Source organism: Microbacterium yannicii PS01, assembly GCF_000304335.1.
Lineage (GTDB): Bacteria > Actinomycetota > Actinomycetes > Actinomycetales > Microbacteriaceae > Microbacterium > Microbacterium yannicii_A.
Genome location: NZ_CAJF01000004.1, coordinates 59,496 through 82,607, shown reverse-complemented (window position 1 = coordinate 82,607; position 23,112 = coordinate 59,496). Strand labels below are relative to the sequence as shown.

Annotated in this window: 21 protein-coding genes; 11 read left to right on the top strand and 10 right to left on the bottom strand. The window is 69.4% G+C overall.

Annotated features, from left to right (window positions below; translation table 11 throughout):
• The first annotated feature begins 292 nt into the window (after positions 1-292).
• Positions 293-1,252 carry a DUF559 domain-containing protein gene (locus WYM_RS19055; RefSeq protein WP_157524833.1) on the top strand — a complete coding sequence of 320 codons (960 nt, stop codon included), beginning with the start codon at positions 293-295 and terminating at the stop codon, positions 1,250-1,252.
• Here the strand turns inward: WYM_RS19055 and WYM_RS03500 are convergent.
• From WYM_RS03500 to WYM_RS03465, 8 genes are all read right to left on the bottom strand, one after another.
• The gene (locus tag WYM_RS03500) at positions 1,249-2,364 is read right to left on the bottom strand and encodes an adenosine deaminase (protein WP_019179444.1); all 1,116 of its coding nucleotides are present in this window, start codon (positions 2,362-2,364) and stop codon (positions 1,249-1,251) included. The two genes, WYM_RS19055 and WYM_RS03500, sit on opposite strands and share 4 nt — an antisense overlap.
• Positions 2,365-2,403: 39 nt before the next feature.
• Positions 2,404-3,735, bottom strand: coding sequence for a thymidine phosphorylase (locus tag WYM_RS03495; RefSeq protein ID WP_019179443.1), 1,332 nt, complete (start codon positions 3,733-3,735; stop codon positions 2,404-2,406).
• Positions 3,732-4,133 carry a cytidine deaminase gene (locus tag WYM_RS03490; protein WP_026059512.1) on the bottom strand — a complete coding sequence of 134 codons (402 nt, stop codon included), beginning with the start codon at positions 4,131-4,133 and terminating at the stop codon, positions 3,732-3,734. Before WYM_RS03490 ends, WYM_RS03495 begins: the two co-directional genes overlap by 4 nt.
• Positions 4,134-4,135: 2 nt before the next feature.
• On the bottom strand, positions 4,136-5,425 hold the full coding sequence (locus WYM_RS03485) for an ABC transporter permease (RefSeq protein ID WP_019179441.1): 1,290 nt from the start codon (positions 5,423-5,425) through the stop codon (positions 4,136-4,138).
• Positions 5,422-6,753 carry an ABC transporter permease gene (locus WYM_RS03480; RefSeq protein WP_019179440.1) on the bottom strand — a complete coding sequence of 444 codons (1,332 nt, stop codon included), beginning with the start codon at positions 6,751-6,753 and terminating at the stop codon, positions 5,422-5,424. Before WYM_RS03480 ends, WYM_RS03485 begins: the two co-directional genes overlap by 4 nt.
• Positions 6,750-8,267, bottom strand: a complete 1,518-nt coding sequence (locus WYM_RS03475) for an ABC transporter ATP-binding protein (protein WP_019179439.1) — start codon at positions 8,265-8,267, stop codon at positions 6,750-6,752. The genes WYM_RS03480 and WYM_RS03475 overlap by 4 nt, the downstream gene beginning before the upstream one ends.
• Before the next feature lie 130 nt (positions 8,268-8,397).
• Positions 8,398-9,546, bottom strand: a complete 1,149-nt coding sequence (locus WYM_RS03470) for a BMP family lipoprotein (protein WP_019179438.1) — start codon at positions 9,544-9,546, stop codon at positions 8,398-8,400.
• A 185-nt stretch (positions 9,547-9,731) separates the two neighbouring features.
• On the bottom strand, positions 9,732-10,847 hold the full coding sequence (locus tag WYM_RS03465) for a mannose-1-phosphate guanylyltransferase (RefSeq protein ID WP_019179437.1): 1,116 nt from the start codon (positions 10,845-10,847) through the stop codon (positions 9,732-9,734).
• 236 nt (positions 10,848-11,083) lie between these two features.
• Between WYM_RS03465 and sdhC the strand changes: the two genes are divergently transcribed.
• From sdhC to WYM_RS03430, 7 genes are read left to right on the top strand one after another with little or no spacing between them, the layout of a single operon-like run.
• A complete protein-coding gene (sdhC, locus tag WYM_RS03460; protein ID WP_083866127.1) occupies positions 11,084-11,515 on the top strand; it encodes a succinate dehydrogenase, cytochrome b556 subunit in 432 nt (143 codons plus the stop codon).
• 1 nt (position 11,516) lies between these two features.
• Entirely contained in the window at positions 11,517-11,963 is a 447-nt protein-coding gene (locus tag WYM_RS03455; protein ID WP_019179435.1) for a succinate dehydrogenase hydrophobic membrane anchor subunit, read from the top strand.
• Between the two features lie 43 nt (positions 11,964-12,006).
• Positions 12,007-13,833, top strand: a complete 1,827-nt coding sequence (gene sdhA / locus WYM_RS03450) for a succinate dehydrogenase flavoprotein subunit (RefSeq protein ID WP_019179434.1) — start codon at positions 12,007-12,009, stop codon at positions 13,831-13,833.
• Positions 13,833-14,636, top strand: coding sequence for a succinate dehydrogenase iron-sulfur subunit (locus WYM_RS03445; protein ID WP_019179433.1), 804 nt, complete (start codon positions 13,833-13,835; stop codon positions 14,634-14,636). The genes sdhA and WYM_RS03445 overlap by 1 nt, the downstream gene beginning before the upstream one ends.
• Positions 14,637-14,643: 7 nt before the next feature.
• Positions 14,644-15,900, top strand: coding sequence for an MFS transporter (locus WYM_RS03440; protein ID WP_019179432.1), 1,257 nt, complete (start codon positions 14,644-14,646; stop codon positions 15,898-15,900).
• A gap of 9 nt (positions 15,901-15,909) precedes the next feature.
• Complete coding sequence (locus tag WYM_RS03435) at positions 15,910-17,220, top strand: YihY/virulence factor BrkB family protein (RefSeq protein WP_019179431.1); 1,311 nt, start codon at positions 15,910-15,912, stop codon at positions 17,218-17,220.
• 44 nt (positions 17,221-17,264) lie between these two features.
• Positions 17,265-18,113, top strand: a complete 849-nt coding sequence (locus WYM_RS03430; RefSeq protein WP_019179430.1) for an exodeoxyribonuclease III — start codon at positions 17,265-17,267, stop codon at positions 18,111-18,113.
• 39 nt (positions 18,114-18,152) lie between these two features.
• Here the strand turns inward: WYM_RS03430 and WYM_RS03425 are convergent, their stop codons facing one another.
• Complete coding sequence (locus WYM_RS03425) at positions 18,153-19,205, bottom strand: NAD(P)-dependent alcohol dehydrogenase (protein ID WP_019179429.1); 1,053 nt, start codon at positions 19,203-19,205, stop codon at positions 18,153-18,155.
• Between the two features lie 149 nt (positions 19,206-19,354).
• On the opposite strand from WYM_RS03425, the gene WYM_RS03420 reads away from it, so the two are divergent.
• Complete coding sequence (locus WYM_RS03420; RefSeq protein ID WP_019179428.1) at positions 19,355-20,059, top strand: TetR/AcrR family transcriptional regulator; 705 nt, start codon at positions 19,355-19,357, stop codon at positions 20,057-20,059.
• Positions 20,060-20,086: 27 nt separating this feature from the next.
• Positions 20,087-21,091 carry a tryptophan--tRNA ligase gene (trpS, locus tag WYM_RS03415; RefSeq protein WP_083866126.1) on the top strand — a complete coding sequence of 335 codons (1,005 nt, stop codon included), beginning with the start codon at positions 20,087-20,089 and terminating at the stop codon, positions 21,089-21,091.
• A gap of 327 nt (positions 21,092-21,418) precedes the next feature.
• Here trpS and WYM_RS03410 read toward each other — a convergent pair whose 3' ends face one another.
• Positions 21,419-22,180, bottom strand: coding sequence for an endonuclease domain-containing protein (locus WYM_RS03410; protein ID WP_237739284.1), 762 nt, complete (start codon positions 22,178-22,180; stop codon positions 21,419-21,421).
• 304 nt (positions 22,181-22,484) lie between these two features.
• Here WYM_RS03410 and WYM_RS03405 point away from each other — a divergent pair, with 304 nt between their 5' ends.
• Entirely contained in the window at positions 22,485-23,051 is a 567-nt protein-coding gene (locus WYM_RS03405; protein ID WP_026059509.1) for a GNAT family N-acetyltransferase, read from the top strand.
• Positions 23,052-23,112: the final 61 nt, after the last annotated feature.

Sequence of the window (23,112 nt, the reverse complement as noted above, 5' to 3'; positions counted from 1 at the left end):
GAATCGGAGCCTGTCGCGCGCGTCACCCCAGAGAGCCGTCCTCGCACCCCCTACCCCGGTAGGGGGGATGCCGGGGCCGTGGGCAGCGGTCGCCCCGCGGGCCGCGGCGACCTAACTCCTGAACTTTGAGCGACTGATGGCCGTTGATGCCCTCTTTCCGGTTCTGCGGCCGAGTTTCTCAGGAGTTGTGGGCGGCGGCCTGGTTCCTCCCCAGGCCGGAGAATCGTGACATCCTCCACCGAGCAAGCTCCGGAACGCTGTAAGTCCGGCGCCTCCCGGCACAGTCGAGAGCGTGAGCGAGCGACATCGACCACCGTGGGGCGACTTCCCGCCCACGTTCCTGAGCAGTGCCGCTCTTGCCCACGCCGGCGTATCGAAGCGAGAGCTGGCCGCCGCTGTCGCCATGGGCCACCTCATCCGCGTCCGCAAGGGCCGACACGTCGTTGCCGGGACGCATCCTGATCTCGTGACGGTCGCGCGCCTCAGCGGTCGACTCGACTGCGTGTCGCTCCTGCGACATCTCGGCGCCTTCGTGCTCGAGGCGCAACCGCTCCACATGCAGCTGGACCCGTTGGCAAGCAGGGTTCCGCGGCGACCCGAAGGAGTCATCGCCCATTGGCGCCCGGCGTCGGCGACGAGAGATGCGCTCGTCACCGACGTCATCGAGGCGCTCGTGCAGGCGACGAAGTGCCAGAGCCCCCGAGCGGCGATCGCGACTCTGGACAGCGCATGGCACCTCGGACTCGTCGACGAGAGTGGAATCGGGCAGGTATTCTCGCTGCTCCCGGGCCGCTACACAGTGCTCCGGCCGCTTCTCGACCGAAGAAGCGAGTCAGGCCCGGAGACGTTGGTGCGGCTCATGCTGCGAGCCCTCGGCTGCCGATTCGATGTGCAGGTCTCGATCCCCGGAGTGGGCAGAGTCGATTTCGTCGTCGACGGCTGGTTGATCATCGAGTGCGACAGTGAGCAGTTCCACTCGGGATGGGCAGCCCAGAAGCGCGACCGTCGCCGCGATGTCGCCGCTGCGCGCCTCGGGTACACGACCGTCAGGCTGATCGCGGAGGACGTCATGTGGAACCGCGGCGCCGTCCAGTCCGATCTCAAGCACATCATCGGGCGGCCCGTTGGCGACAGACGTTCGCAACTCCTGAGAAACGCTGTGCAACCGGCCCGCTCTGCGGCAATCCCAACCCTAGAGGCGGAGATCTCAGGAGTTGGGCACACGAAATGGCCCCGCCAGGCGGCACGCTAGGCGCTGAAGCCCTCCGAGATGAGCTCGATGAGCTCTTCGCGCTCTTCGACCGCGAGGAACGCGCCGGCCGCCGCGTTGAGCTGGAAGACCTCGAGGTCGTCGAGGCCGTACTCGAACGTCTCGGCCAGGAGAGCCAGTTCCCGCGTCAGGGAGGTGCGGCTCATCGTGCGGTTGTCGACATTCACGGTCACTGAGAAGCCGAGCTGGTAGAGCAGGTCGAAGGGGTGGTCTTCCATGGTCGTGCCCCAGCGCTCGATCGCGCCGGTCTGCAGGTTCGACGACGGCGAGAGCTCGAGAGGGATCTCGCGATCGCGGACCCAGCGGGCGAGCTCGCCGAACTGCACGAGCACCTCCTCGCCGGCCCGCGACACGACTTCGAGGTCCTCGGCGATGCGCACGCCGTGGCCGAGGCGCAGCGCACGGCCGTCGATGAGGGCCGATCGGATGGAATCGAGGCCCGCGGCCTCGCCCGCGTGGACGGTGGCGGGGAAGAACTCCGAAGCGAGGTAGTCGAACGCCTCGCGATGGTGGGAGGGCGGGAAGCCGTCCTCGGGCCCGGCGATGTCGAAGCCGACGGCGCCGCGGCTGCGCCACTGCACGGCGAGCTTCGCGATCTCGAGCGACCGGTCGGTGTGACGCATCGCGGTGATGAGCTGACCCACGCGGATGTCGCGCCCCTGACGCTCGGCGGCGTCCTCGCCCTCTTCGATGCCCTCTTGCACGGCGGCGACGGCCTCGTCGAGCGACAACCCGCTCGACAGGTGCTGCTCGGGTGCCCAGCGCACCTCGCCGTAGATGACGCCGTCGGCGGCGAGGTCCTCGACGAACTCGCGCGCGACGCGCGTGAGCCCCTCCCGCGTCTGCATGACGCCGGTGGTCAGGTCGAAAGTCTTGAGGTACTCCACGAGCGACCCCGAATCGCTCTTCTCGGCGAACCAGTCCGCGAGGTCGTCGGCGTCCGTCTCGGGCACCTCCAGATCGATCGCGTCGGCGAGCTCGATGATCGTCTGCGGCCGCACGCCGCCGTCGAGGTGATCGTGCAGCGAGACCTTCGGCAGCGCCCGGATCGAGGTGCCGTCGAGGAGGGCGTCGCCGTGCTGATCGATGGGCATGTGTTCTCCTCGTGGGGGGTCGGGAAGGCCCCGCTCAGCCTATTCCGTGATGCGTTCGAGGACGAGCGGCCGCGGGTCGGGCGCGTCGGGGCCGATCGACCAGGCGCCTTCGAGCGCGTCCATCGCGCGCTCGAACCGGTGGGCGTCATGGCCGAGGAGGGTGAACAGCGGCTGACCGGCCGAGATCGCATCGCCGGGCTTGACGTGCAGGTCGATCCCCGCCGCGTGCATCACGGGGTCCTCCGCACGCGCGCGTCCGGCGCCGAGGCGCCAGGCGGCGATGCCGAAGGGCAGCGCCTCCATTCCCGTGACGAAGCCCGTCTCGGTCGCAGTGACGGTGTGGGTCTCGCGCGGAGCGGGGAGCGCGGCATCCGGATCGCCGTCCTGCGCCCGGATCATCTCGCGCCAGGCGTCCATCGCGCGGCCGTCCTTCAGCGCCGCCTCGACGTCGGCGTCCGGCTGCCCTGCGAGCGCGAGCATCTCTCGCGCCAGAGCGAGGGTCAGTTCCACGACGTCGGCGGGTCCGCCTCCGGCGAGGACCTCGACCGACTCGCGCACCTCGTTGGCATTGCCGATCGCAAGGCCGAGGGGCGTGTTCATGTCCGTGAGGAGAGCCGTCGTGGCGACACCCGAGTCGGTGCCGATCTCGACCATCGTGCGGGCCAGCTCACGGGCCTTGTCGACGTCCTTCATGAACGCGCCCGAGCCGAACTTCACGTCGAGCACGAGCGAATCGGTGCCTTCGGCGATCTTCTTCGACATGATGCTCGAGGCGATGAGCGGGATGGCCTCGACCGTGCCGGTGACGTCGCGGAGCGCATAGAGCTTCTTGTCGGCCGGCGCGAGACCGGACCCGGCGGCGCAGATGACCGCACCGACCTCGCGCAGCTGCGCGAAGAGCTCGTCGTTCGTGAGCGCGGCGGTCCATCCGGGAATGGACTCGAGCTTGTCCAGCGTGCCTCCGGTGTGCCCGAGGCCCCGCCCCGACAGCTGTGGCACGGCCACGCCGAAACAGGCGACGAGCGGTGCGAGCGGCAGCGTGATCTTGTCGCCGACGCCCCCGGTCGAGTGCTTGTCGACGGTCGGCTTGCCCAAACCGGCGAAGCTCATCCGCTCGCCCGAGGCGATCATGGCGGCGGTCATGACGCGCACCTCTTCGCGCGTCATCCCGTTGAGCAGCACCGCCATCGCGAACGCCGCCATCTGCGCATCGGCGACGTAGCCGCGGGTGTACGCGTCGATCATCCAGCGCAGCGCGCCGTCCGAGACGGCTCCCCCGTCGCGCTTGGTGCGGATGACGTCGACGGCGTCATGGGGTTCGACGCCCGGTCCGTGCCCTGTGACAGGTTCAGCGCTCGCGCTGGCGGTCATCGCCCTGCGTCCTCGAGATCGCGGGGACCGAAGGCGTCGGGCAGCACCTCGTCGATGGTGCGGATGCCCGAGACCGTCTCGAGCAGCATGCCCGGGATCGCGAACTCGTACAGCAGCTGGCGGCACCGGCCGCACGGCATGATCGTGTCGCCCTGTGCGTTGACGCAGACGAAGGCCACGAGGCCTCCGCCGCCTGACATCGCCAGTTCGCTGACGAGCCCGCACTCGGCGCACAGCGTGACGCCGTAGGACGCGTTCTCGACGTTGCAGCCCGTCACGATGCGCCCGTCGGTGACCAGCGCCGCAGCACCCACCTTGTATCGCGAGTACGGCGCGTAGGCGCGCTTCATCGCATCGGTCGCGGCGGACCGCAGCTCATCCCAGTCGATATCGGTCACAGTCATCCCTTGATGTACGGCTTGCCGGCGGCGGCCGGACCTCGGATCTGCCCTGCGAAACCAGCCACCGCGATGATCGTCACGATGTACGGCAGCATCAGCATGAACTCGCTCGGAATCGGCGTGCGCAGCACCGTCAGCAGGTTCTGCAGGTTCGTCGCGAACCCGAACAGCAGCGCGGCCAGCGTCGCCCGGATCGGGTCCCACCGCCCGAAGATCACGGCGGCGAGGGCGATGAAGCCGAGCCCCGCGGTCATCTCCTTCGTGAACTGGCCGACCGAGACGAGGGTGAAGTACGCGCCCCCGATGCCGGCGATCGCACCCGCGAGCGAGACGTTCCAGAAGCGGGTGGAGTTCACCTTGATACCCACGGTGTCGGCCGCCTGCGGGTGCTCGCCCACGGCGCGGAGCCGGAGGCCCCACCGCGTGCGGTACAGGCCCCACGCCACGACGGCCACCGTGATGTACATCAGGTAGACGATGAACGTCTGGTTGAACAGCACGGGGCCGATGATCGGGATGTCGCCGAGGAGCGGGATCTCCCACCGCGTGAAGCGCACCGGCCGGTTCAGCTCGGCCTCGTTCGGCACGAGCAGCGCGCCGTAGAGGAAACCGGTGAGCCCGGTGACCAGCACGTTGAGCACGACGCCGACGATGACCTGGTCGACGAGGTACTTGATCGAGAACGCGGCGAGCACGAACGCGACCAGCACGCCGCCCACCATCGCACCGACCAGCCCGACGAACGGGTTGTGGGTGATGCTCGCCAGGAGTGCGGCGCTGAATGCGCCGAAGAGGAACTGGCCCTCGATCGCGACGTTCACGACGCCGACGCGTTCACCGATGACGCCGCCGAGGGCGCCGAAGATCAGCGGCACCGACAGCGAGAGGGCCCCGAACAGCAGCCCCGTGACCGGCACGAGACCTCCGGCGGCCGCCCACACCAGGAACCCGAAGACGGCCAGCACACCGAAGACGATCGCCAGCCAGAGGCCGGGACGACGGTACGAGTAGGCCTCCCAGAACGCCCACAGCGTCAAGACGACCAGGATCGCGAAGACGATCCAGCTCGTCAGCGCCGTCGGGACGCTGACATTGGGCAGGCCGATCGATGATGCCGGGTCGCCGAGCCGGAAGGTGCTGACGCCGTCGCGCGGCACGAGCAGGAAGAGCAGCCCGATGAGGATCGTGGCGATGGCCAGCGTGATCGGCATCTTGAAGTGCCGCACCTTCACGGTGGCCAGCTGCACGGTGCCGGCGGGCGTCGGCGCGGGAGCGGATGTGAGCGTCATGCCGCCACCGCCTTCTTCGCGGCCTTGGCTCTCGCCTTGGCGGCCTTCTCGGCATCCGTCTTCGGAAGGAAGAAGATCGTGCGGATGAGGGGCGGAGCGGCGATGAACAGCACGATGAGGGACTGCACGACGAGCACGATGTCGACGGGGATGTCCTGCGAGGCCTGCATCGTGAACGAGCCCGCTTTCAGTGCGCCGAACAGGATGCCGGCGGCGAACACGCCCCACGCGCGGCTGCGGCCCAGGAGCGCGACCGTGATCGCGTCGAAGCCGATGCCGGCGTCGATGAGGCCGTCGAAGCCGGTGGTGACCGAGCCCTGGATCTGGTTCATGCCCGCCAGACCCGCGAGACCGCCGGCGAAGAGCATGGCGTAGATGTACATGCGCTGCACCGAGATGCCCGCCGCGCGCGCCGCGTGCGGGTTCTCGCCCACCGCGCGCAGGCGGAAGCCGAGGCTCGAGCGCTCCACCAGCCACCACACGAACACCGTCGCGCCGATGACGATGACGAAGCCCCAGTCCAGCAGCGGGAACCGCGGCCCGAGGAGCTCGGGGAACTGGGCGTTCGCGGGCGTGGCCCCCGAGATCGGCTGGTCGCCGGCGGGGCGCTGCAGGATGCCGGGGGTGCGCACCATCCACGTCACGAGGTAGAACGCGACGTAGTTGAGCATGATCGTGAGGATCACCTCGTGCGCACCGGTGCGGGCCTTCAGCACGCCGACGATGCCGCCCCAGATCGCGCCGCCGGCGATGCCGGCCGCGAGCGTGAGCGGCAGCTGGAGGAAGATCGGCAGGTCGAGGTTGAAGGTCAGCAGCGCCGCCACCGCGCACGCGATGAGGATCTGACCACGGCCGCCGATGTTGAACAGGCCCACGCGGAACGCCAGTGCGACACCGAGACCCGCGGCGATCAGCGGAGCCGCGAACCCGAGGGTGTTCGTCAGCGGCCGGATCTGGGTCGCGAAGTCGTTCGCGCGCGGGTTGAAGATCGCCCCGCGGAACATGGCCTCGTAGCCGCCGTACACGGCGTTCCAGACGGCGCCGAGGGTGTCGCCGGGGCGGGCGAAGAAGTACCCCGATGCTTCTCGCACCTCTTCATCGGTGAGCGCCATCAGGATGCCGCCCACGATCATCGCCACGACGATCGCCAGCAGGGTGGTGACCCAGCTGCTGCGGAGCAGGTCCTTGATGAAGACGTTCTGGCGCGGTGCCGCAGGGACGTCGGCCGGGCTCGGCGAGCCGGTGAGGGGTCCCGACACCGAGGGCAGCTGCTCGGGCGGCAGCCCCTTCAGCGGCTCGGGACCGGCCCCGGGTGTCTGATCGCTCACGCGGCGGCCTCCTCTGGCTTCTCGCCGGCCATCATGAGGCCGAGCAGGTCTCGCGGTGCGTCGCCGGGCACGATGCCGATGATCGCGCCGCGATACATCACCACGATGCGGTCGGCGAGGGCAGCGACCTCGTCCAGCTCGGTGGAGACGACCACGACCGGGATGCCGGCATCCCGTGTCTCGACGATGCGCGTGTGGATGAACTCGATGGAGCCCACGTCGACGCCGCGCGTCGGCTGCGCGGCGACCAGGAGCTTCAGATCGCGGCTCATCTCGCGAGCGATCACGACCTTCTGCTGGTTGCCGCCCGACAGTGTGCCCGCGGGGACACCCGGACCCTGCGTCCGGATGTCGTACTCGGCGATGCGGTCCTGCGCGAAGTCGTCGAGCACGGCGCGGCGGATCGTGCCGCCCGAGACGAACTCCTTGTCGCCGGAGCGGTCGAGGATGAGGTTCTCGGCGACCGAGAAGCCGCCGACGAGTCCGTCCTCGGTGCGGTCCTCAGGCACGAAACCGACGCCTTCGTCGAGGAGCGCGCGCACGCTCCTGCCGACCAGCTCGACGCCGTCGAGCTGGATCGAGCCGGTGACCCGCTCGGCCAGGCCGACGATGGCCTCGACCAGCTCGGTCTGACCATTGCCCTGGACGCCGGCGATCGCCAGGATCTCGCCGGGCCGCGCCTCGAAGCTCACGCTGTCGACGACGACGGTGCCGGCGGCGGTCGTGACCCGCAGGTCGCGGACCTCGAGGCCGGCGCCCTGGCCGATCCGCGGCGCATCCTTCTGGACGGTCAGCTCGACCGCGCGACCGACCATGAGCGAGGCCAGCTCGGCGTTCGAGGCGGTCGGGGATGCCTCCCCCACCACCTTTCCGAGGCGGATCACGGTGATGCGGTCGGCGACCGCGCGCACCTCGCGGAGCTTGTGGGTGATGAAGACGATCGAGGTGCCCTCATCGCGCAGCTGACGCATGATGGCCATCAGCTCGTCGGTCTCCTGCGGCGTGAGCACGGCGGTGGGCTCGTCGAACACGAGCACCTTGGCGTCGCGCGAGAGCGCCTTGATGATCTCGACGCGCTGCTGAACGCCGACCGGCAGGTCACCGACGAGCGCATCGGGGTCGACCTCGAACCCGAATCGGTCGGCCACCGCGCGAACGTGGGCACGGGCCTTGTTGAGGTCGAGGGCGCCCAGACCCTTGGTGTCCTCGTGGCCGAGCATGACGTTCTCGGCGACGGTGAAGACGGGGATGAGCATGAAGTGCTGGTGCACCATGCCGATGCCGGCGGCCATGGCATCGCCCGGCCCGCGGAACCGCTGGACGGCGCCGTCCAGCAGGATCTCGCCCTCGTCGGCCTGATAGAGGCCGTAGAGCACGTTCATCAGGGTGGACTTGCCCGCCCCGTTCTCGCCCAGCAGGGCGTGGATCTCCCCGGGCTCGACCACCAGATCGATGTGGTCGTTGGCCACGAGGGAGCCGAAGCGCTTGGTGATCCCGCGCAGCTCGAGCTTCATATGTGCACCTTATATATCCGTTCGCCCACGGCACCAGAGATCCGGCCGGCCGCAGGCCCTCCCGTCACACGGTCCCCGCACGGACGCGGCCGGGTGGAGTCCACCCGGCCGCGTCGCGGTACCCGCTGCCTTACGGCGAGCTGGGCGAGGTCACCTCGAGCTCGCCCGAGATGATCTGGTCCTGCAGGGTCGCCAGCTCGTCGGCGAGACCCTCGGGCAGCTGCGACTCGAACGAGCCGAAGCCCGACAGTCCGACGCCCTCGTTCTCGAGCGTGCCGACGTACGGCGCGACGTCGAGCTCACCGGTGGAGGCCTCCAGGGTGGCCTGGTAGACGGCCTCGTCGATGCGCTTCATGATCGACACCAGCACCATGTCGGCGACCGACGGGTCGGCCACGGCGAGGTCGGAGTCGACGCCGAGCATGACGGTGCCGGAGCCGCCGTCGGTGATGGCGTCACGCGCGCTCTGGTAGATCGGGCCGCCGACGGGCAGGATGACGTCCACGCCCTGGTCGAGGATGCCCTGCATCGCCTGCTTGGCGGTGTCGTTGGCCTGGAAGCCGCCGGTCATCGAGCCCTGCTGCGAGTCGACGTCCCAGCCGAGGGTCTCGACCGCGGCGCCCTTGTCCTCGTTGTACTTCTCGACGCCCTGGACGAAGCCGTCCATGAAGATCGTGACGGGCGGGATCGGGATGCCGCCGACCGTGCCGACCTTGTTGACGCCGGACTGCGCCGACCATGCGGCAGCGGCGTAGCCGCCGAGGTACGCGGCCTGCACGGTGTCGAACATGAGGGGCTTGATGTTCGGCGCGTCGGTGGTGCCGTCGCCGATGTCGTCGCCCTCGTCGTTGGTCGCGCCCGTGTTGTCAGCCCAGTCGTCGATGATCGCGTAGCTGACGTCGGGGTTGGCGTTGGCCGAGGTGATGGTGTCGGCTGAAAGCTTGAAGCCCACCGACACGATGAAGGTGCAGCCCTCGGCGATGAGGTTCTCGAGGTTCGGGGCGTAGTCGTTCGCCGAGCTGGACTCGACCTCGATCGCCTCGACTCCGAGCTCCTCCGCCGCGCGCTCCATGCCCTCGAGCGCCGACTGGTTGAACGACTTGTCGTTGAAGCCGCCGTCGTCCGAGACGAGGCAGGGGGTGAAGCCTTCGACGACGTTGCCGGCGTCGCCGCCTTCGGTCGGGTCCGCTTCGGGCGCGGAGCCGCAGCCCGCAAGGGCGATGAGCAAGCCCGCGGCGGCTGTGACGCCGATGAGCTTCTTGGTGCGTGAGATGGTCAACTCAGCCTCCACATAGGTGGCCCCGCGTCCTTCACGGGGGACTGCACAAAGTTACCCACTGTGTCGCGGAAGTTGCATACGTCGAGCACCCCCGCGAGGGAATGGTTACAAAGACGCAACCTCGCGATACACGGCCGATACCGGATGCCGCGACCCGCGGCATCCCGTCTCATCGAGCAGGCGGGTCAGAGCACCTCGCCGCGGCCGCTCAGCTTGAGCGCGTCCACGACGCCCTTCACGCGCTGCGCGTGCTCGCTCGTGGTGACGAGGAGAGCGTCCTCGGTGTCGACCACCACGATGTCGCGCACTCCGATGAGGCTGATCACGCGCCGCGTCTGGCTGACCACGATGCCGCTGGCCGCGTCGGAGAGAACCCGGGCGTTCTCGCCGAGGATGGCGAGGTCGTTCTTGCGGCCGCCCGAGTTCAGCTTGGCGAGACTGGCGAAGTCCCCGACATCGTCCCAGTCGAAGTGCCCGGGGATCACGGCGAGCCGGCCGCGCGCGGCTGCGGGCTCGGCGACGGAGTAGTCGATCGCGATCTTCGTCAGCGTCGGCCAGATGCGATCGACTACCGGTCCCCGCAGCTCGCGGTCGTCCCACGCCTCGGCGAGGTCCATGAGGCCGGCGTACAGGTGCGGCTCGTTCTCGGCGATCTCGCCGAGCAGCACGTCGGCGCGCGTGATGAACATGCCCGCGTTCCACAGGTAGTTGCGATCGGCGTAGTACTCCTTCGCCGTCTCGAGGTCGGGCTTCTCGACGAAGCTGTCGACCAGAGCGGCCTCGGGAGCGCCGTCGACGGCGAGCGCGGAGCCCTTCTTGATGTATCCGAAGCCGACCGACGGCTCGGACGGCTGGATGCCGATGGTGCAGATGTAGCCCTCGCGCGCGGTGGCGACCGCCTGGCGCACGGCCCAGTCGAACAGCTGCGGCACCCGGATCACATGGTCGGCGGCGAACGAGCCGATGATGACGTCGGGGTTGCGGCGCGAGAGGATCGCCGCGGCGAGCCCGATCGCGGCGGTCGAGTCGCGCGGCTCGGACTCGAGGAACACGTTCTTGTCGGGGATGCCCGGAAGCACCCGCTCCACGGCGGCACGGTGCGCGCGGCCGGTGACGACCGCGATGCGATCGGCGCCGGCAAGCGGCTCGAGCCGGTCCCACGTGTCGCGCAGCAGCGTCCGACCCGAACCGGTCAGGTCGTGCAGGAACTTGGGGGCATCGGCGCGCGAGAGCGGCCACAGCCGGCTGCCGATGCCGCCGGCGGGGATCACCGCGTAGAAGTCCTCGATCGGTTCAGGCATGACTCACACAGTAGCCGGGGTGAAACAAACGCCGTTCTTCACGCTGGTGAAGATCCCTCCGTAAGAAGGGATGGTAAGGCGGGCCTTCGTCGCCCCCTCGTGAAATGCGGGAATAGGATGGACGACAGCGCCCGCGTGACGCCGATGGCCCGAGCCCCGTGCCCCGGGCCACCTAGGGGCCCTGTCCGCCAGGGACAGAGATCCGCCCCATCGTGTTCGATCCAGGGAGGACGGCCGTGTCTGCTCCAGCACGCATCGCACCGTCGGTATCCGAGACCACTTCCCGAGTCCCCCGCGGCACTCTGTACCGCGGGAACGAAGGCATGTGGTCGTGGGTGCTGCATCGCATCACCGGCGTCGCCATCTTCTTCTTCCTTCTGGTGCACGTGCTCGACACCGCGTTGATCCGCGTCTCGCCCGAGGCCTACGACGCGGTGATCGGCACCTACAAGAACCCGATCATGGGCATCGGCGAGGTCGCCCTCGTCGGCGCGATCGCCTACCACGCCTACAACGGGCTGCGGATCATCCTCGTGGACTTCTGGTCGTGGGCCACCCGTCACCAGCGGCAGCTGTGGTGGGGCGTGCTGGGCCTGTGGGTCGTCACGATGCTCGGCTTCACGCCGCGCCACCTCATCAACGTGTTCAGCGAGATGGCAGGTCACTGACATGACGACGATCGCCGACCCCCGCGCTCCCCACACCCCCGTCCGCCGCAGCGGTCCCAACCTCGAGAAGTGGGGCTGGATCTACATGCGGGCCTCGGGCGTCCTGCTCGTGATCCTCATCTTCGGCCACCTCTTCGTGAACCTCATGCTCGGCGAGGGCATCCACGGCATCGACTTCGCCTTCGTCGCCGGAAAGTTCGCCTCGCCGTTCTGGCAGTGGTGGGACGTGCTGATGCTGTGGCTCGCCCTCATCCACGGCGCCAACGGCATGCGCACCATCGTCAACGACTACGTCACGCACAAGCGCACGCGCACCGTCCTGGTGTGGGCGCTGTGGCTCTCGGCCGGGTTCCTCATCGTCCTCGGCACGCTCGTGGTGTTCACCTTCGACCCGTGCCTGGGCCTGAGCGACACGAGCGCCGACTGGCTGCAGGAGCTCTGCGCGTAGCGCGGGCAACGACCGAGATCCTCCCCCACCGAAAGCACTGAGAGTGACCACCCAGAGCATCGACAGCTACGTCCGAGACGGCGTCCACTACCACCAGTTCGACATCGTCATCGTGGGTGCCGGCGGCGCCGGCATGCGTGCGGCGATCGAAGCCGGACCCGGCGCGCGGACGGCGGTCATCTCGAAGCTCTACCCGACGCGCTCGCACACCGGCGCCGCGCAGGGCGGCATGGCCGCGGCGCTGGCCAACGTCGAAGAGGACTCCTGGGAGTGGCACACCTTCGACACCGTCAAGGGCGGCGACTACCTCGTCGACCAGGACGCGGCCGAGATCCTCGCCCGGGAGGCGATCGACGCGGTCATCGACCTCGAGAACATGGGTCTGCCGTTCAACCGCACCCCCGAGGGCAAGATCGACCAGCGCCGCTTCGGCGGGCACACCGCCGACCACGGCAAGACGCCGGTGCGCCGCGCGTGCTACGCGGCCGACCGGACCGGCCACATGATCCTGCAGACGCTGTTCCAGAACTGCGTGAAGCTCGGCATCAACTTCTTCAACGAGTTCTACGTGCTCGACCTCATCACGGTGCAGAGCGAGGGCGGCGGCACCGAGATCGCCGGCGTCGTGGCGTACGAGCTCGCCACCGGCGACCTGCACGTCTTCCACTCGAAGGCCGTGATCTTCGCCACGGGCGGGTTCGGCAAGATCTTCAAGACGACGTCGAACGCGCACACCCTCACCGGCGACGGCGTCGGCATCATTTGGCGCAAGGGCCTGCCGCTGGAAGACATGGAGTTCTTCCAGTTCCACCCGACCGGTCTCGCCGGTCTCGGCATCCTGCTCACCGAAGGCGCGCGCGGCGAAGGCGCCATCCTTCGCAACGTGTCGGGCGAACGCTTCATGGAGCGCTATGCGCCGACCATCAAGGACCTCGCCCCGCGTGACATCGTCAGCCGGTGCATGGTCCAGGAGGTCGCCGAGGGCCGCGGCGCCGGACCTCACCGCGACTATGTGCTGCTGGACTGCACGCACCTGGGCGCCGAGGTGCTCGAGACCAAGCTCCCCGACATCACCGAGTTCGCGCGCACCTACCTCGGCGTCGACCCGGTCGTCGAGCCGGTTCCGGTCATGCCCACGGCGCACTACGCCATGGGCGGCATCCCGACCAACAACGACGCTCAGGTGCTGAGCGACAACACGACCGTCGTCCCCGGCCTCTACGCGGCCGGCGAGTGCGCGTGCGTCTCGGTGCACGGGTCGAACCGCCTCGGCACCAACTCGCTGCTCGACATCAACGTCTTCGGCAAGCGCGCCGGCCGCAACGCGGTCGAGTACGTCAAGACCGCCGAGTTCGTGCCGCTCCCCGAGGACCCCGCCGCCGAGGTGCGCGGCCTCATCGAGGGCCTTCGCAACAACCAGGGCACCGAGCGGATCGCCGTGCTGCGCAAGAAGCTGCAGGACGAGATGGACCGCAAGGCGCAGGTGTTCCGCACCGACGAGTCGCTCGGCGAGGTGCTCCTCGTCATCGAAGAGCTGCGCGAGCGCTTCCAGAACATCCACGTCGACGACAAGGGCAAGCGGTACAACACCGACCTGCTCGAGGCGGTCGAGCTCGGCTTCCTGCTCGACATCGCCGAGGTCGTGGTGGTCACCGCACGCAACCGCAAGGAGAGCCGCGGCGGTCACATGCGCGACGACTTCCCGCAGCGCGACGACGAGAACTACATGCAGCACACGATGGCGTACCTTTCGGGTGACGCGGCGTCCTCGCACTCCGAGGACCACATCCGCCTCGACTGGAAGCCCGTCGTCTTCACGAAGAACGAGGCCGGCGAGTTGCGTTACCCGCCGCTGGAGAGGAAGTACTGATGGCGACCACGGCCACAGACGTCATCGAGCGCACCGACGCCGAGTCGCAGGACAGCGCACAGGATGCCGCCGCCAGCGACACCGGCATCCAGTCGTTCCTGGTCACCTTCATCATCCGCCGCTTCGATCCCGAGGTGGACGAAGAGCCGCGCTGGGTCGACTACGACGTCGAGCTCTACTCCACCGACCGCGTCCTCGACGCCCTGCACAAGATCAAGTGGGAGGTCGACGGCTCGCTGTCGTTCCGCCGGTCGTGCGCGCACGGCATCTGCGGCTCGGACGCCATGCGCATCAACGGGCGCAACCGTCTGGCGTGCAAGACGCTCATCAAGGACCTCGACATCTCGCAGCCGATCTACGTCGAGGCGATCAAGGGCCTGCCGCTGGAGAAGGACCTCATCGTCGACATGGAGCCGTTCTTCGCCTCCTACCGCGAGGTGCAGCCGTTCCTGATCGCGAACTCCACCCCCGAGCCGGGCAAGGAGCGCGTGCAGTCGATCGTCGACCGCGAGGTCTTCGACGACACCACCAAGTGCATCCTGTGCGCCGCGTGCACCTCGTCGTGCCCGGTGTTCTGGACCGACGGCCAGTACTTCGGCCCCGCCGCGATCGTCAACGCGCACCGCTTCATTTTCGACTCGCGCGACGACGCCGGTGATGTGCGCCTCGACATCCTCAACGACAAGGAGGGCGTCTGGCGCTGCCGCACGACCTTCAACTGCACCGAGGCATGCCCTCGCGGCATCGAGGTGACCAAGGCCATCGCCGAGGTCAAGCAGGCCGTGCTGCGCGGACGCCCGTAGCGGGCCGATGACCGCTCCGCGGCGCAACGACGCGCCGGATCGGCAGACCTCTCTCGCGCTGCGCCGCGCGCGCCTCGCGATAACGGGCGCCTACGCGGCTCAGGGTCTCGGCTACGCCGTGGTCGTGACCTCGCTTCCGGCGCTGAAGGCGCGCCAGTCGGTCGACGACACGGTCGTCTCGCTGCTGGTGCTCGGCGTCGCCCTGACCGCGGCCCTCGGCTCGCTGCTTGCGAACGCGGTCGCAGTGCGGCACGGCAGCAGGGCGGCACTGACGCTGGGGCTCGTCGTGCAGGCGGTGGCGTTCCCCGTCATCGCGCTTCCCACTCCGTTCCCGGTGTTCGCGGCGGCGTTCGCCGTCTTCGGGATCGGGCTCGGCTGCGTCGACGCCGCCGCGGCGATGCAGGGCGTGGCGGTGCAGCGGGCGTTCGGCAGGCACCTGTTGGGCGGCTTCTTCGCCGCAGCCACGGCGGCTGCGATCGTCGGAGCGCTGCTGGTGTCGGCGGTCGCGGCATCCGCCCTCGCCGCCGGCATCGCGCTGGCCGGTGCCGCCGTGATCGCGCTCGCGGCCGGAATCGTCGTGGCGCGGCTGGCGGCACGCGAGGTCGCGGTCGACGACGCGCTGCCACCCGGTGAACGCGCCCGCCTGCCGCGCGCGGGGATCTGGGTGTTCGGCCTGGTGATCCTCGCCGTCTTCGTCGCGGACTCGGCGGTGAGCACCTGGAGCACGGTGTACCTGCAGGACGACCTCGCCGCGCTCGCCTGGGTGGCGCCGCTGGGGTACGCGGCCTACCAGGCCGTGGTGCTCGTTACCCGCCTGGTGACCGACCGCCTCATCGTCGCCCTCGGACGCCGGCTGCTGGTTGCGATCGCCGCGAGCACGGCCGCGATCGGATGCGCGATCGTGGCGCTGGTGCCGATGCCCGCCGCGGCCGTGATCGGGTTCGCGCTGGCCGGCGCGTCGGCCGGCGTGCTGATCCCGGTCACCTTCGGGGCCGCCGGCGACCTCGCTCCGGTCCACAGCGATCAGGTGATCGCACGCGTCAATCTGTTCAACTACGCCGGCGCGATCCTCGGCGCGGTGGTGATCGGCCTCCTCGCCGACGCTCCCGGTCTCGGCCCGGCTTTCCTGCTTCCCGCTGTCGCGCTGGCCCTGGTGCTGTTCGCCGTGCCCAGATTCCGGAGCAGCGTGAGTGCGACGCCTCCGGACCGTGCGCCATCCCGCGCGAGCGGCGACCTGCCGCCGGTCACGGACTCGACTCGCTAACCTGACACCGTGACGCACACTCCCCCGCCCGACGCCCGCGCGGCGGCGGACGCCGCGCAACGCGCGGAGGAGACACTCCGCGACCGGTGGGAAGAGACCGAGCAGTCGCTCCGCGAGCGCTTCGACGCACCGATCAACCGCGCGACGCGCATCACACAGGCGACGCTCGCCTGGTTCCCGGTGCGGGTGTGGCGACACTTCCTGATCGAGAACGGCTTCCTCCTCGGCGCGGGCGTGAGCTACGTCGCGCTGTTCGCGTGCTTCGCCGCGATCTACCTGGTGTTCGCGATCGCGGGGCTGTGGCTCGGCGGCAGCACGGAGGCGGTCGATGCGCTGATCGACCTCATCAACAGCTACATCCCGGGGCTGATCGCGCCCAGCGGCGGCATCGCCACGCCCGAGCAGATGCAGCAGATCGCGTCGCAGAACTCCGGGGTGCTGGGGTGGACCGGCGTGATCGCCCTCGGCGCTCTCATCTGGACGGCGATCGACTGGGTCACCTATTCACGCCGAGCGGTCCGCGAGCTCTTCGCCATCCCCCCGGATCGTCGCAGCTACGTCCTGCTCAAGGCCAGAGACTTCCTCGCCGCGCTCATCTTCGGCGCCGCCCTCATCCTCGGCGCCGCGCTGAGCACCATCGGCACGCTGGCCATCAAGTGGATCTTCTCCCTGATCGGCTGGACCGACACCACCGCCCTGACCGAGGTCAGCGTCAGCATCGGCTCGCTCGTGATCGGCTTCGCGGTGACCTCCACCGCTCTGGCGGGCCTGTTCCGCTTCCTGACCGGGACGAGGCTTCCGTGGCGCCGCATCTGGCCGGGCGCGATGCTGGGCGGCCTCGGCATCTCGGTCCTCCAGCTCGGCGCCGGACTGCTGCTGAGCTACACGCCGTCGAATCCGCTCCTGGCCACCTTCGCGATCTTCATCGGGATGCTGCTGTGGTTCCGGCTGCTGGGAATCGTCATGCTGGTCGGCGCCGCGTGGGTCGCCGTATCGGCCCGAGACCATGACGTCGTGCTGCTTCCCCAGACCGAGGCGGAACGCCTGGCCGCCGAGCACGCGGCGCTGCTGCTGGCCGCGCAGCTGCGGGTGCGCACCGCTCAGGACGCCCGGGCGCAGGCGCCCTGGTACCGCACCTGGCTCGCCGACCGGGCGCTCCGTGAGGCGCAGGAGGAGCTTCGGCAGGTGGAGGACTCCGCGCCGCCGCCCGCGGTCCGGGGGATGGCGTCGAGCTCGAGCGCGGCGAAGAAGCCGCGACGATCCCGGGACGCCGCGCCTCCGGGGGCCGCGGACGACACCCCGCGCCGCCCGGGGGTGTGACCGGAGCCGCGCCCGTGTCGGCGGGCGCGGATAGGCTGGCGGACGTGTCTCGCCGTGTTCGCATCGCCTCTGTCAACGTCAACGGGATCCGTGCGGCAACGCGCAAAGGCATGCTCGAGTGGCTCGACGCCGCCGACATCGACGTGATGGCCCTGCAAGAGGTGCGCGCCACCGAAGAGGAGCTGCGCACTGCCCTTCCGGGCTGGGAGATCGTCAACGACGAGGCGCTCTCGAAGGGCCGAGCCGGCGTCGCCGTCGCGAGCCGGATGCCGTCGGTCGAAGTCCGCCGCGTGCTCGGCCCCGAGCCGCTGGACAGCGCCGGGCGCTGGATCGAGGCCGATTTCGACATCGACGGCGAGCGGCTGATCGTCGTGAGCGCATACGTGCACACCGGCGAGGCCGAAACGCCCAAGCAGGACGCCAAGTGGGCGTTCCTCGATGCCATGGAGAAGCGGATGCCGCAGCTGGCGGCAGCCTCGCCCCTCGCGCTCGTGATGGGCGATCTCAACGTCGGCCACCGCGAGCTCGACATCCGCAACTGGAAAGGGAACGTCAAGAAGGCCGGGTTCCTCCCGCGGGAGCGCGCGTACTTCGACCGATTCTTCGGGGCGGCCGGCGCCGACGTGACCGGCGCCGACGGCTCGGTGGGAACGGGACTCGGCTGGGTCGACGTCGGCCGTCGCTATCACGGTGACGTCGACGGCCCGTACACCTGGTGGTCGATGCGCGGCCGCGCCTTCGACAACGACTCGGGGTGGCGGATCGACTACCACCTGGCCACCCCGGCGCTCGGCGACCGCGTGACGGAGTACCGCGTGGTGCGCGCCCCGTCGTGGGACACGCGCTGGAGCGACCACGCTCCGGTCATCGCGGACTACGCGATCGGCCGGTAGCGCCCCGGACACACCACGGCGTGACGGAGCGCCGCCGGACTAGGCCGTCTGATCAGCCAGGAGCAGCATGACGTTGCCGCGCTTTCGACCGGTGTCGACGTAGGCGTGGGCCTCGCGAATCTGGTCGAGCTGGTAGACCCGGTCGATCACGGGGCGGATCGCACCGCTGGCAGCCAGCCGCGCGAACTGCTCGAGGTGCGCGCCGGTGACGGCCCCGACATCCTGTATCCGCCGGATGCCCCCGCGCACCGGCCGCAGCTTCGAACCCAGCATCCCGGCGAGGTCGGCGATCACGAGCAGGAGCACCCCGCCGGCGCGCAGTGCTCGTGCCGATCGGCGGTACGGCGCGTTGCCGACGCATTCGACGACCACGTCGTACCGGGCCGCTTCGGCGGCGAAGTCCTCGCGGGCGTAGTCGATGACGCGATCGGCCCCGAGTTCGCGCACCAGACCGGCGTTGCCGGCGCTGGTGACAGCCGTGACCGTCGCACCGCGCTGCTTCGCCAGCTGCACCGCGGCCGAGCCGACCGCTCCCGAAGCGCCGTTGACGAGCACGTCGTTCCCGGCGGAGACCCCTCCGGCCTCGAGGAACGTCTCGGCGGTGCCGAAGCCGAACGGGAGCGCGGCGGCGTCGAGGAACGACAGCTCGTCCGGGATGCGCGCCACCGCCCCCGATGCTGAGACGGTCGTGTACTCGGCGTGGCAGCCGAAGCGCGCGCCGCGCAGCAGCACGACGCGGTCGCCCGGGCGGAAGCCGGTCACGTCGGCGCCGACGCGCTCGACCACCCCGGCCGCATCCATGCCGAGCACTGCGTGCTTCGGCCGGCGGATGCCGAGGGCCAGCATCGTCGGCACCCGCAGACCCCGCGGCACATCTCGGGCGCGGACCCGGTGGTCGGCGATGCTCACGCTCGCGGCATGCACCCGCACGAGCAGTTCTCCCGCGCGGGGCTCGGGCCGCGGCATCCGTTCGATGCTGACGACGTCCGGCCCGCCGAACCGGTGGTACACGGCGGCGCGCATCGTTCGCGTCGAATCGGATGCCGCCGCTCGATCTGCGGATGTGCCGGTGTGGCGCTCTGTCGTGTCCATTGCCTCGCCTTTCGAATGACCGAGCCTTACGGTGTAAGTCTTACATCGTAAGGTAGCGCGTCGATCAGCCGCCGTCCAGCCCCCTCCGGTCGACTCCGGTCAGGCTCGCGCCAGAGCCGGGGCGGTACCGTGGAGACAGGAGGTCACGAATGACGACGGCCGCGACGACGCCCGCACGAGTGCCGCTGTCTCGCGAGCGGGTTCTGCGAGAGGCGATCCGGCTCGCCGACGAGAGCGGCCTCGACGCCCTCACCATGCGGCGGCTCGCCCAGCAGCTCGGCGTCGAGCCGATGTCGATCTACTACCACGTGCGGGGCAAGGACGCCGTCGTCACCGGCGCGCTCGACCTCATCTTCGAAGACGTCGCCCGGCGCGCCGAAGCGGCGACCACTCCCCCGCCGGCCTCCTGGCGAGAGCACCTCCGCGCACGGATCCTCGCAGCCCGCGACGTGCTGCAGGATCACTCGTGGGTGCCGCGCGCACTGGAGGCCCGGGGCACGATGACACCGGCCTTCGGCTCGTGGGTCGATACCAACGTCGGCGTCATGCGGTCCGGCGGGCTGTCGTGGGACCTCATCCATCACGCGATGCACACCCTGGGCAGTCGCCAGTTCGGGTTCTCGCAGGAGCTGATCCTCGACGACCCGCCCGGCGCTGACGGCCAGGTCGACGCGGCCGCCGCCGCGGCGCTGGGCGAGCTCATGCCGAATGTCCGAGCCATGCTGGTCGATGTCGTCCACGACGACGAGGTCGGGACGCTCGGCTGGTGCGACGACCGGACGGAGTTCGAGTTCGCCCTCGACATCCTGCTCGAGGGCATCGAACGCCGAGCGCTGCCGACGGCGGCCGGCTGAGGCATCCGCCGCCCTTAGGATCGTGAGGTGAGCAAACCGCGCCTCTACTCCGGAATGCAGCCCTCGGCCGACTCCCTCCAGATCGGCAACTACATCGGGGCCCTGATGCAGTGGCGCGACCTGCAGCAGACCTACGACGCGTTCTTCTCCGTCGTCGACCTGCACGCCCTCACCCAGCCGAACGATCCGGCCGAGCTGCGCGAGAAGACTCGCCGCACCGCCGCGCAGTACATCGCGGCCGGCATCGAGCCGTCGAAGTCGACGCTGTACGTGCAGTCGCACGTGCCCGCGCACGCCGAGCTGGCGTGGATCCTGTCCACGGTCACCGGCTTCGGCGAGGCCGGCCGGATGACGCAGTTCAAAGACAAGTCGCAGCGCTACGGGGCCGACGTCACGTCGGTCGGACTGTTCACCTATCCGGTGCTGATGGCGGCCGACATCCTTCTGTACCAGACCGACATCGTGCCCGTCGGCGACGACCAGAAGCAGCACGTCGAACTGACGCGCGACCTCGCCGAGCGGTTCAACAGCCGCTACGGCGCGACCTTCACGGTGCCGATGCCGGTCATCCAGCAGGAGACCGCGCGCATCTACGACCTGCAGAACCCGACCTCGAAGATGTCGAAGTCCGCGGAGTCCGATGCCGGTGTGCTCTGGCTGCTCGATGACCCGGCGGTGTCTGCGAAGAAGATCATGCGCGCCGTCACCGACAGCGAGGGCTCGGTGCGCTACGATCGGGAGTCCAAGCCGGGCGTCTCGAATCTGCTGGTGATCTACGCGGCCCTGACTGGCCGCCAGATCCCCTCGATCGAGGACGAGTACGCCGGTCGCGGCTACGGCGACTTCAAGAAGGGTCTCGCCGAGGTGGTGGTGAACGAGTTCGGTCCGGTGCGCGCTCGCGCGCTCGAGCTGCTCGACGACCCGGCCGAGCTCGACCGCGTGCTCGCCGTGAACGCCGCCAAGGCTGACGAGGTGTCCGGCCGCACGCTTTCGGACGTCTACGACAAGGTCGGCCTCCTCCGCCGCATCTGACCCGGTGCGGACCGGCGCGTTCAGTGGCGGCCGCGTTCGCAATTCAGTCTCGGGTGCGGGCGACGCCGCCCCGATCCCGGGATCTCCGGGGTTTCTCGGCCGGTCGCATCCCGTGCGGACTGAGCGACGAACCTCCACGGCCGCAGTCACGGTTCCCGATCCCCACCCAGGACTCCCTCCCCCGTTCGCAATTCAGTCCCTGCCGTGCGAAGGGAGGCGGCGCGCCCCGGAGATCCGCGGAATCGTGAGGGCCGGCATCCGATCCAGACTGAATTGCGAACAGCCGACGGGTCAGAGGTGCCGAGCAGACGCGCTGCTCGCGGAGACTCACACCACGGGGCGAGGACCGCGGAGAAGGCTCCGAAGCGCGTCGAGCACCTCATCGGGGTTGTAGAGGATGTCCTCGGCGGTGAGGCGCAGCACCGAGAGGCCGCGCTTGGCCAGCTCGAGGTCGCGTCGGTAGTCCTTCATCTGCTGCTCCCAGGAGCTGTGATGCGCCTTGCTGTCGCATTCGATGACGAGCCAGCCGTCGGCGACGAGGTCGACGAAGCCGACTCCGCCGAACTCCACCTGGAGCGCGAACTCGCACCCGAGAGTCAGCAGCATGAGCCGGACAAGCGTTTCAGGCCCGGATTGAGCTCGACCGTCGATGAATTCCCGCAGGATCTGATGGCGCTTCGGAAGGGCACCGAAGAGAATGGCGAGCTCGTCCACTTCGAGCAGACCCTTGTTCAGCGCGCTGTCGATCGAGGCAACGGCATGCCGCGGCGGCTGACACCGCACGGCATGGATCAGAGCGTCCAAGACGCTGACACATCCGGCACCGGGCTCGACGACGAGCGCGTGCCAGTGAAGGGTGATCTTTCGCCGTCGGCGATCGGGCAGCTTCTTGCTCGCGCTCTTCGGCGAGCGCATGCGGCTCGCGCCGCGAAGCATGTGAACGTGCAGATCCGGCTTCCCGAAGACGAAGACGTCCAGCGCGCGCAGCAGCGAGAGGCAGCTCAAAAGTCCGCCGACCCGGACCGCCTTCACCACGTCGTCCGGCGCGTCGGCGAGCACATAGCGGTTCCGGCGGGCACGAATCACCACCCCGGTGCGGACGCTCGCAGTTATCTGCCGCGAGGTCCAGCCGCATGCGAGAAGTTCGGCGCGGGTTTTCACATGCACGTTCGCAGTCTCCCTGCGGGCCGACCACATCCGCCTCGAGATCATCGGGACTGTGGGCAGCACTGCACCACGTCTCCTTTGGGGAGGAACCAGCGACCCACGGTTCGCAATTCAGTCCGCGTGAGACCTCGTGTGTGCGCGCTCGCGGACTCCGCGCCAATGCGGCGCCCCTCGGCATCCGTTGCAGACTGAATTGCGAACCGGGGCGGGGCTGTACGGTAACGAGGTGGAGCCTGTGATTCTGCGTACGGAGCGGCTGGTGCTGTCGCTTCCGACGGTCGACGACGTCGACGCGATCTACGACGCCTGCCAGGATGCCGAGACCCAGCGGTACACGACGGTCCCGTCGCCGTACGAACGCCGGCACGCCGAGGAGTTCGTGCCGAAGGTCGCCGCGGACTGGAGAAGCGGAGCCCACGTGACCTGGGCGATGCGCGAGGGCAGCGTGCTCGCCGGCATGATCGGGCTGTACCGGCTCGACGGAACCGGCAGCGGCGAGCTCGGCTACTGGGTCTCGCCGTGGTCGCGCCGGCGCGGGCTGCTGACCGAGGCCGCACGGGCCGTCGTGGACTGGGGCTTCGCGTCCGAGGGCCCCGGCCTGCACCGGATCGAGTGGCGTGCCGTCGTCGGCAACATCGGCTCGGCCCGCGCCGCGCGCAGCCTCGGCTTCCGGTACGAGGGCACGCTCCGCGGGGCGCTCGTGAATCCGCAGGGACGCGACGACGGCTGGATCGCCGGGCTGCTGACGACGGACGACCGGATGCCGCAGCCCTGGCCGGTCCTGCAGGACTGACTCCGATCGTGCCGGTGCCGCGCCCGGCGAGCGTGAAACGCCGGCTGTCGGCGCGTCGGTG

Bases quoted from the DNA above. Each gene is read 5' to 3' on its own strand.
- WYM_RS03500 (WP_019179444.1), bottom strand. From the start codon at position 2,364: ATGCCCATCGATCAGCACGGCGACGCCCTCCTCGACGGCACCTCGATC.
- WYM_RS03455 (WP_019179435.1), top strand. From the start codon at position 11,517: ATGACGACGATCGCCGACCCCCGCGCTCCCCACACCCCCGTCCGCCGC.
- WYM_RS03475 (WP_019179439.1), bottom strand. From the start codon at position 8,267: ATGAAGCTCGAGCTGCGCGGGATCACCAAGCGCTTCGGCTCCCTCGTG.
- WYM_RS03495 (WP_019179443.1), bottom strand. From the start codon at position 3,735: ATGACCGCCAGCGCGAGCGCTGAACCTGTCACAGGGCACGGACCGGGC.
- WYM_RS03425 (WP_019179429.1), bottom strand. From the start codon at position 19,205: ATGGACACGACAGAGCGCCACACCGGCACATCCGCAGATCGAGCGGCG.
- WYM_RS03465 (WP_019179437.1), bottom strand. From the start codon at position 10,847: ATGCCTGAACCGATCGAGGACTTCTACGCGGTGATCCCCGCCGGCGGC.
- WYM_RS03440 (WP_019179432.1), top strand. From the start codon at position 14,644: ATGACCGCTCCGCGGCGCAACGACGCGCCGGATCGGCAGACCTCTCTC.
- WYM_RS03420 (WP_019179428.1), top strand. From the start codon at position 19,355: ATGACGACGGCCGCGACGACGCCCGCACGAGTGCCGCTGTCTCGCGAG.
- WYM_RS03485 (WP_019179441.1), bottom strand. From the start codon at position 5,425: ATGACGCTCACATCCGCTCCCGCGCCGACGCCCGCCGGCACCGTGCAG.
- WYM_RS03445 (WP_019179433.1), top strand. From the start codon at position 13,833: ATGGCGACCACGGCCACAGACGTCATCGAGCGCACCGACGCCGAGTCG.